This window comes from Rhizobium sp. SVR5-9E (assembly GCF_056755095.1).
On the sequence record NZ_JBNDHS010000675.1, the window covers coordinates 1 to 240 of the forward strand.

General features: G+C 42.9%; 1 protein-coding gene. It reads right to left on the bottom strand.

From position 1 onward, the window contains the following. Positions 1–212, bottom strand: a 212-nt coding sequence (locus ACPYOJ_RS36515) for a hypothetical protein (RefSeq protein ID WP_481420558.1), incomplete at its 3' end; no start/stop codon positions are given. Positions 213–240: the final 28 nt, after the last annotated feature.

The following is a 240-nucleotide window of genomic DNA, read 5'->3' on the forward strand; positions in this document are numbered from 1 at the left end:
GCGTAGTCTCGTGGGCTCGGAGATGTGTATAAGAGACAGTCCCACATTACATAAGCAGATGTTGCTGTAAGGTTGGTCACTGTAAGGTTTAACGGAGCATTACTTGTACAAGCTATGGGCTGAATTAATTTTACCGCATAATCTTCAACCTCTCCATAGGTAAAACTTGTACACATCGTAGGAGAACTAAAGAACTGCATTGCCACTCTCATTCTTGTAGTAGCAGGACCATTGTAAGCC